We start from the raw sequence: 8,767 nt of genomic DNA, 5'->3' as shown, positions 1-8,767 counted from the left end.
ACAGCCACCGCATTCATTACGACTATCCGTACGTGACCGGGGTTGAGGGCTATCCGGACCTGGTCGTGCATGGCCCGTTGATCGCGACGCTGCTGGTTGACCTCGTGCGCCGCGAGTTGCCCGACGCCAAGTTGGAAAGCTTTTCTTTCAAGGCGCTACGCCCGACCTTTGCGAATCACCCGTTAACAGTCTGCGGTAAGCCTTCTGACGACGGCAAGACCATCGATCTGTGGGCGAAAGACCACGAGGGTTTCCTGACGATGCGAGCCACGGCGGCGATAGCCTGAGGCCGGCTGACGGTTTGCCAGGTCGCCGCTCTGCCGGATGGCCGCACCGCTGAACACCAACGTCTACCCTCGAACACCCACTGCCATTCCCATGCAAACGACGCAATCCGATTCTTTCCAGGACATTCGCGAAGCCGTGCGCGATCTGTGCCAGCAGTTTTCCGGCGAGTACTTTCGCAAGATCGACGAGGCGCGCGGCTATCCCGAAGCCTTCGTCGATGCCCTGACCAAAGCGGGCTGGCTTGCCGCGCTGATTCCGCAGGAGTACGGCGGTTCGGGACTGGGTCTGACCGAAGCGTCGGTCATCATGGAGGAAATCAACCGGGCCGGCGGCAACTCGGGTGCGTGTCACGGGCAGATGTACAACATGGGCACGCTGCTGCGGCATGGCTCGGCGGAACAGAAACTCAGGTATCTGCCGAAGATTGCGAGCGGCGATTTGCGTCTGCAATCGATGGGCGTGACCGAACCCACCACCGGCACCGACACCACCAAGATCAAGACGACCGCCGAGCGTCGCGGCGATCGCTACGTGATCAATGGCCAGAAGGTTTGGATTTCGCGTGTGCAGCATTCGGATCTGATGATCCTGCTCGCCCGCACCACACCGCTTGCCGACGTGAAGAAGAAATCCGAAGGCATGTCGATCTTTATCGTCGATCTGCGCGAGGCGATCGGGCACGGTCTCACCGTGCAACCGATCCTGAACATGGTCAATCACGAAACCAACGAACTGTTCTTCGATAACCTCGAAATCCCCGCGGAAAATCTGATCGGCGAAGAAGGCCAGGGCTTCAGATACATCCTCGATGGGTTGAACGCCGAACGCACGCTGATCGCCGCCGAGTGTATCGGCGACGGTTACTGGTTCGTCGACAAGGTCTCTGCCTATGTGAAAGACCGCATCGTCTTCGGTCGCCCGATCGGGCAGAACCAGGGGGTGCAGTTTCCGATCGCGCGCTCGTACGTCAATGTCGAGGCCGCCAGCCTGATGCGTTTCGAAGCTGCGCGTCGCTTCGACGCGCATGAACCGTGCGGTGCCCAGGCGAACATGGCGAAACTGCTGGCCGCGGATGCCTCGTGGGAAGCCGCCAACGCCTGTCTGCAATTCCACGGCGGTTATGGCTTTGCATGCGAATACGACGTAGAGCGCAAGTTTCGTGAAACGCGCCTGTATCAGGTGGCGCCGATCTCGACGAACCTGATTCTCTCGTACGTCGCCGAGCATATTCTCGGCTTGCCGCGTTCGTTCTGATGTTCTGATTGTGAAGGTGAGGTGTAGATGAGACCCCTCGACGGTATCAAGGTTGTCACACTTGAGCACGCCATCGCTGCGCCGTTTTGTACGCGGCAGCTTGCCGATCTCGGCGCTCGCGTGATCAAGGTGGAGCGGCCGGGTGTAGGCGATTTTGCGCGCGGCTACGATGAGCGGGTGCACGGTCTGTCTTCGCACTTCGTCTGGACTAACCGGTCGAAGGAGAGCCTTGCACTCGACTTGAAGCAGCCGGAAGCCGCGAAGATTCTCGACGCATTGGTCGCCGACGCGGATGTGCTCGTGCAAAACCTAGCCCCAGGCGCAGCGGACCGGCTGGGGCTCGGCTACGAGACCCTGAGCGAGAAATATCCGAAGCTGATCGTGTGCGATATTTCCGGATACGGATCAGACGGTCCGTATCGCGACAAAAAGGCTTATGACTTGCTGATCCAGAGCGAATCGGGCTTCCTGTCGATTACCGGCTCGCCCGGCGAGCCCGCCAAGGCCGGTTGCTCGATCGCCGATATCGCGGCCGGCATGTACGCGTATTCGAATATCCTCAGCTCGTTGCTGCTGCGTGCGCGCACGGGGCGCGGCTGCCGCATCGATGTGTCGATGCTGGAGAGTATGGTCGAATGGATGGGTTATCCGCTCTACTACGCTATCGATGGCCAGACGCCCCCGCAACTGTCTGGCGCTGCGCACGCGACCATCTATCCCTATGGCCCGTTCCCCGCGGGCGACGGCAAGATCGTGATGCTTGGCCTGCAGAACGAGCGCGAATGGAAGCTGTTTTGCGAGCAGGTGCTTGTGCAACCCGAGCTTGCCACCGATCTGCGCTTCGCTTCGAATTCGAAGCGCACGTTGGCACGCGAGGCGCTGCGCGCGGTGATCGTCGAGGCATTCGCGCCGTTGACGGCGGCACAAGTGATCGAGCGACTGGAAGCGGCGGCCATTGCCAACGCGCAGATGAATACGCTCAACGACGTATGGGTGCATCCGCAACTAGCCGCGCGCGAGCGTTGGCAAGAGGTCGGCACGCCGGCCGGCATGATCCCTGCCTTGTTGCCGCCAGGCTTGCCCACCGACTTTGACCCGCGCATGGACCCGGTGCCGGCGTTAGGCGAACACACCGACGCGATCCTGCGCGAACTCGGTTACGACAGCGCGCAGATCGATGCGCTGCGCGTGACCGGCACCATTTGAGGCTTCTATGATGACCGATCACCCGAGCCGTACGCTGGCGACATTTGCCGCACAACTGGACTTCGAGTCCATCCCCCACGCGGTGGTCGAACGCACCGTCAATCTTTACGTGGACTGGTTAGGCTCGGCGCTTGCCGGTAAAGGCGCACGGCCTGTCGAGAGCATCGCGCGCTTTGCACGCCAGGCGGGCGGCGCTCTCGCAGAGGGTCCTTGCGAAGTCCTGATCGATCGTAGTCGCACGACACCGTATTTTGCGGCAATGGTGAACGGCGCCGCTTCGCACTTCGCCGAGCAGGACGACGTGCACAACGGTTCGGTATTTCATCCGGCCACCGTCGTGTTCCCGGTGGCGCTTGCGCTGGCGCAAGCAAACCACGTATCGGGGCGTGAATTCATTGCGGCGGTGGTGGCGGGTTATGAGGTTGGAATTCGCATTGGCGAGTTTCTCGGCCGCTCGCACTACAAGGTGTTCCATACGACCGGCACGGCTGGCACGGTGGCCGCCGCCGCTACCGCAGGTCGGCTTCTCGGTCTCACGCCCGCGCAAATGCTGGACGCTTTCGGCTCGGCAGGCACCCAGGCGAGCGGTCTGTGGGAATTCCTGCGCGACGGGGCGGATTCGAAACAGCTACATACGGCGATGGCCGCGGCTAATGGCCTGATGGCCGCACAACTCGCCGGCGACGGCTTCAAAGGCGCGACGCACATCCTCGAAGGGGCGCAGGGGATGGCGGCGGGTATGTCGAGCGACGCGGATCCCGCGCGTCTGGTCGACCGGCTTGGCAGCCGCTGGGCTACTGCCGAAACGTCGTTCAAGTATCACGCGGCTTGCCGCCACACGCATCCTGCGGCGGACGCGCTGCTCGCGGTGGTTCAGCAACACGCCCTGGCGCCGCAGGAGATCGTGAAGGTCACGACTCACGTGCATCAAGGCGCAATCGATGTGCTGGGCCCGGTCGTCAATCCGCGCACCGTGCATCAGGCCAAGTTCAACATGGGCACTGTGCTGGGTCTCGTCGCGTATCACGGCTATGCGGGCGTGACCGAGTTCGAACAAGGCTTCGACGATGCCGCGATCGCCGCCTTCCGCGACAAGGTCGAGATGGCCTTCGACGCCGAAGTGGATAGCGCCTATCCGGCGCGCTGGATAGGCAAGGTTACCGTCGAGACGCGCGATGGCCGCACGCTCCACGGCCGTGTGGATGAGCCTAAAGGAGACCCCGGCAATACGCTGACGCGTGCTGAGCTGACGACCAAGCTGCAGCGGTTGGCGGCGTTTTCCTCCGCAGCCTCGGAGGAAGAGGCGTCGCAGTTGCTCGAGCAGGCCTGGCAGATTGCATCGCAAGCCCGCGTCGGAGCGGTGTTTGCGGAAGAGGTGACTGCATGAGCACCATGCTGCCGCGTTCATATCTGTTCGTGCCGGGCAACCGTCCCGAGCGGTTTGAGAAGGCGCATGCAGCGGGCGCGGACGCTGTGATCCTCGACCTTGAAGATGCGGTGCAGCCCGATGAAAAACCTGCCGCGCGCGCAGCCGTTCTCGCTGCCGCAAATGCCGCGCGGCCGGCATGGGTGCGTATCAACGGCTCGGACACGCGCTGGTTTGCTGACGACATCGCCGCGCTCGCAGGGCATCCGGGTATCGCCGGAGTGGTGTTGCCGAAGGCGGAGACGCCAGAGCAGGTGAGTGCGGTGTTGGCCCACGCGCACGCGGCGCTCAGCGTGCTACTGATCGTAGAAACGGCCCGCGGCTTTGCCAACCTGGCGGTCTTGTGCGCAGCGTCTCGCGTGAGCCGCATCGTGTTCGGGACGCTCGATTTCCAGATCGATCTGGGTATCGACGGCGATGGGGAGGAATTGCATCTGTTCCGCTCGCAGATCGTGCTCGCTTCGCGGTCGGCCGGAATCGGCGCGCCGGTGGACGGCGTGTCGACCACGATCGACGATGCAGCCGTCATCGAAGCCGATGCGCGGCGTGGACGCCGTTTCGGCTTCGGCGGCAAGCTGTGCATCCATCCGAAGCAGATCGATGCGGTGCACCGTGCTTATGCGTGGAGCGACGCAGATCAGGCGTGGGCCGCGCGGGTGTTGCAGGCCGTGGAGGCGAGCAAGGGGGCTGCGGTGGCCGTCGACGGCAAGATGGTCGATCTGCCTGTGATCCTGAAGGCACGGCGGATTCTCGGTCAGGGTTGAGGCGAAAGAGCCGAGCCGTTGCGCCCCATTAACCTCAGCGAAACACTGGCTTCCAACAATGCGAATTCCCACTTTAGGCCGGGTATTGCAATCTTAGCCTGCTCTGGAGAAGGCTGACCGAAGCCGTGACACCCAGGGGCTCGTATTAGAGCTGTCGTTCCGCCCAAGACAGCCGCGCAAGCTTCGTAGAACGTGCGGACCTCGCCGCAAGAGCATGAGACTGGGAGTAAGTGCTTTGCATAGGACCAGAGTGAGCGCTAAAGCGTCACCTCTGGTCGACAGCGAAAGCGCCAACCCCGGTCGACACAGGAGACAAAGCTTGGCTACCGTTAATTCCGGCGCGCGGCTCGACCGCCTGCCTATCAGTCGTTTTCACTGGAAGATCCTCGGCCTGATCGGCGCGGGCGCGTTTCTCGACGCGTTCGACATCTATCTCGCCAACGGCTCGCTCGCCGCGATGGTCAAGACGGGCTTCACCGATTTACGGCTCGGCTCGTTTTTCATCTCCGCGACTTTCATGGGCATGATGATCGGCGCGGGCCTGTCGGGTTATCTCGGCGACCGTTTTGGCCGGCGCTATTCCTATCAGGCGAATCTGGCGATCTTCGGTCTCGCGTCGCTGGCCGCGTGTTTCGCGCCGAACATCTATTGGCTGATTCTGCTGCGCTTCCTGATGGGCGTCGGGCTCGGCGCGGAACTGGTGGTAGCGGCCGGCACGCTGTGCGAATTCGTCCCGCCGGCCACGCGAGGGCGCTGGACTTCGCTGCTGGCGCTGATCATCAACTCGGGATTGCTCGGCGCGACGGCGGTCGGCTACTGGGTGATTCCGCATCTGGGCTGGCGCTACATGTTTGCGATTGCCGGTGTCGGCGCGCTGGTCGTCTGGTTCCTGCGCCACCGCATGCCGGAATCGCCGCGTTGGCTCGAAACGGTGGGCCGCCTCGATGAAGCCGAAACGACGGTCTCGGCGATCGAGCGTGAGGTCGAGGCGCGCGTCGGCAAACTGCCGCCGGTGGCGCGCGTGGTGAGCCACGAAGTACCTGCGGCGCCGCTGTCTGCGCTGTTTGCGCGCGGGATGATCGGGCGCACGCTGGTGGCCGCGCTCACGTGTATGGCGATCAATATGTCGCTGTATGGCTTCGTGGCCTGGCTACCGACGTTCTTCGTCAAGGAAGGGTTGACGATCGTACAGTCGCTCGGCTTTGTGCTGCTGATGTCGTTCGGGGCGCCGTTTGGCGCCGTGGTCGGCTACTTTGTGACTGATCGTATGGGGCGACGTAACGGCCTCGTGCTGTTTTCCATCGTGACGATCGTGCTGGCCCTCATCTATGTGCAGATGCGCGCGCCCGCGGCGATCTCACTCGTCGGGTTCGCGCTCGTCACCGCGATTTACACGGTCTGCACGCTGGGGCTGTTTGGGTATATCCCGGAGCTGTTTCCGACGGCGCATCGCTTGCGCGGTACTGGCATCGCCGGGACCTGCGGACGGGCTGCTTCGATGACGACGCCTTATGTCGCGCTACTGCTGTATACGCACTTCGGCGTGACGGGTGTGCTCGCCATGGTTGGCGGTGTGTTGCTGCTGATGAGCGTGGCAATTCTCGCTCTGCGCATCGAGACCAGCCAGCAGACGCTCGAAGAGATTTCACCGGATACGGAGATGTATGGCGCAGGCGGCGCGGAGGTGGCGACGGGAGGGGTGACGCGGCAGTCTGCGAGGGTGTGAGGTTTGGTTAGGGCTTGCCTTGCGCAAGAGCCTTCAATGCGTGAGAGGAGCGCGCGTGATTTAATGTGAGTGCGGCTGGCGCGGAGCCCTCGGGATTTGACGGCTTCTCCCGCGTGACACATCGCACAACGCGAGGCACGCACCCGCAGCTTCCGAAGGAGACGCCCTTGACCCAGTTCGACGCCCCTACCAATACGCCATCGGCTACGCCGGCGCACGCGAACCCGCGCACCTATGTGCTGGTTCACGGCGCCTGGCACGGCGGCTGGTGTTGGGACGCGGTTGCGCAGATCCTGCGCTCGCACGGGCATCGTGTGTTCACGCCGACGCTAAGCGGGCTTGGCGAGCGTAGCAATCTGCTGTCGCCGCAAATCGATCTGCAGGTCTTCATTCAGGACGTCGTCGATGTGCTTGAGCAGCACGACCTCTCCGATGTGATTCTGGTCGGGCACAGCTTTGGCGGCATATCAATCGCCGGTGCCGCTGATCGCGTGCCGCAGCGTATTCGCCAACTGGTGTTTCTCGATGCGGTCGTCCTGTCTAATGGGCAGACGGCGTTTTCACGGCTCCCGCCGGAGAACGTCGCGGCGCGTAGGCAACTGGCGCTGGAAACCAGTAACGGTTTGACCATCCCGGTACCGCCCGCAAGCGCATTCGGCGTGTTCGAGCCCGATCAGGTCGCATTGCTCGAGCGGCATTGCACACCGCATCCGTTGAAGACGTTCGATGATCCAATCGCTCTGACGGGCCCGGTGGGCGGCGCGCTTGCGAAGGTCTACATTCAGTGCGTCGATCCCGTGTACGCCCCTTTGCAAAGCAGCCGTGACTTTGTGAGAGCGCAGAGGGACTGGGCTTGGGATGAGATTGCCACGGGACACGACGCAATGGTCAGCGCGCCGCAAGCGCTGGCGGAGAAGCTGTTGGCGTTTGTTTGAGGGAAGTGAGGCGGAGTTGACGCTGTCTGCCGGCGTGCCGTCGGGGGACGATGGCCGCACGGCCGTACCGAGGCTAGCCATCCGGCTAATTGAAACGCCGTTTCGCGCCCGGTTAAGATGGGTCTTTGCGTTGCTGCCGTCCGCCCGTAGGCGGTCGTTGGCGCACCGGCGCTCACTCCATCGGCTTTCGTCATGCATTTCGACTTTGTAGACCTGCGGCTCATCATCAACGTTGCCGACACGAAAAATCTTGCCCGTGCGGCGGAGCGTTCCCACCTTTCGGCGCCGGCGGCGAGCAACCGGATCAAGAATCTGGAGGAGCAACTCGGCTTCAAACTGCTCTATCGAACCAGTCAGGGGGTGACGCCGACACCGGCCGGCGAGGCGTTCGTCCACCACGCCAGGCTCGTGCTCGAGCGCGTCGAGCATCTGGCCGGCGATATGCAGGAGTACGGCGAAGGCATCAAGGGTCATGTGCGGATCTGGGCCAACACCACGGCGATCAGCGAATTCTTGCCCAATGTCCTGAGCCATTTCCTGCGCGACCATCCCGATGTCAACATCGACTTGCGCGAAGTGCTGAGCGGCGAGATCGTCAAAGGCGTCGCGGATAGCGCGACGGATATCGGCATCGTTGCAGGCAACATGCACGCCGAGCATCTGGAGATGCTGCCGTATCGGGACGACCGGTTGATCCTCGTCACCTCGAAAGACCATGCACTCGCACAAGAGCATTCGGTCGATTTCGCGCAGACGCTCGAGGACAACTTCGTCGGCCTGCCCACTGCGAGCGCGATTCACGCGTTTGTGACGAGCGCGGCCGATACGCTGGGTGTGCGGCTCAAGCTGCGCATTCAGGTCGGTAACTTCGAGGCGGCTTGTCGAATGATCGAGGCTGGTGTAGGCATCGGCATCGTGCCGGAGTCTGTCGCGTTACGTCATGGAAAGACCATGCAGATTGCCCTCGTGCGCCTGAACGACGCCTGGGCGGAGCGCAAGCTTAAAATCTGCGTGCGCAGCGTCAAGGATTTGCCGCCGTTTGCGCGGGCACTCGTCGACCGGTTGATGGCCGGCACCTGAAGGCATCCATTCGAATGCGCCCGGAGTCTCGAAGTGGTGTCTGAAGGTGTTTCGCTACGCGCGAGGCCGCCGCGGCTCACGCACGTTT

7 protein-coding genes and 1 pseudogene are annotated in these 8,767 nt (G+C 62.7%); all 8 read left to right on the top strand.

The genetic code is table 11. The annotated features are described in order from the left end of the window. A pseudogene (locus M0954_RS09140) lies at positions 1 to 287 on the top strand (acyl-CoA dehydrogenase); the annotation flags it as partial. Between the two features lie 91 nt (positions 288 to 378). Continuing rightward, positions 379 to 1,542 (top strand): acyl-CoA dehydrogenase family protein, encoded by a 1,164-nt coding sequence (locus M0954_RS09135; RefSeq protein WP_123387032.1) that lies wholly within the window; start codon positions 379 to 381, stop codon positions 1,540 to 1,542. Between the two features lie 27 nt (positions 1,543 to 1,569). Next, a complete protein-coding gene (locus tag M0954_RS09130; RefSeq protein ID WP_297352759.1) occupies positions 1,570 to 2,748 on the top strand; it encodes a CaiB/BaiF CoA-transferase family protein in 1,179 nt (392 codons plus the stop codon). 10 nt (positions 2,749 to 2,758) lie between these two features. After that, a complete protein-coding gene (locus M0954_RS09125) occupies positions 2,759 to 4,135 on the top strand; it encodes an MmgE/PrpD family protein (protein ID WP_297352760.1) in 1,377 nt (458 codons plus the stop codon). Continuing rightward, on the top strand, positions 4,132 to 4,938 hold the full coding sequence (locus M0954_RS09120; protein WP_297352757.1) for a CoA ester lyase: 807 nt from the start codon (positions 4,132 to 4,134) through the stop codon (positions 4,936 to 4,938). Before M0954_RS09125 ends, M0954_RS09120 begins: the two co-directional genes overlap by 4 nt. Positions 4,939 to 5,257: 319 nt before the next feature. Next, entirely contained in the window at positions 5,258 to 6,664 is a 1,407-nt protein-coding gene (locus M0954_RS09115; protein ID WP_297352755.1) for an MFS transporter, read from the top strand. Positions 6,665 to 6,831: 167 nt separating this feature from the next. Beyond that, positions 6,832 to 7,599 carry an alpha/beta fold hydrolase gene (locus M0954_RS09110; protein WP_297352753.1) on the top strand — a complete coding sequence of 256 codons (768 nt, stop codon included), beginning with the start codon at positions 6,832 to 6,834 and terminating at the stop codon, positions 7,597 to 7,599. 192 nt (positions 7,600 to 7,791) lie between these two features. Continuing rightward, positions 7,792 to 8,679 (top strand): LysR family transcriptional regulator, encoded by an 888-nt coding sequence (locus tag M0954_RS09105; protein WP_122158007.1) that lies wholly within the window; start codon positions 7,792 to 7,794, stop codon positions 8,677 to 8,679. The last annotated feature ends 88 nt before the right edge of the window (positions 8,680 to 8,767 follow it).

This window comes from Paraburkholderia sp. (assembly GCF_026225065.1).
Classification (GTDB): Bacteria; Pseudomonadota; Gammaproteobacteria; order Burkholderiales; family Burkholderiaceae; genus Paraburkholderia.
Note: the sequence above shows the minus strand (reverse complement) of the source record. Positions and strands in the feature narration are given on the sequence as shown.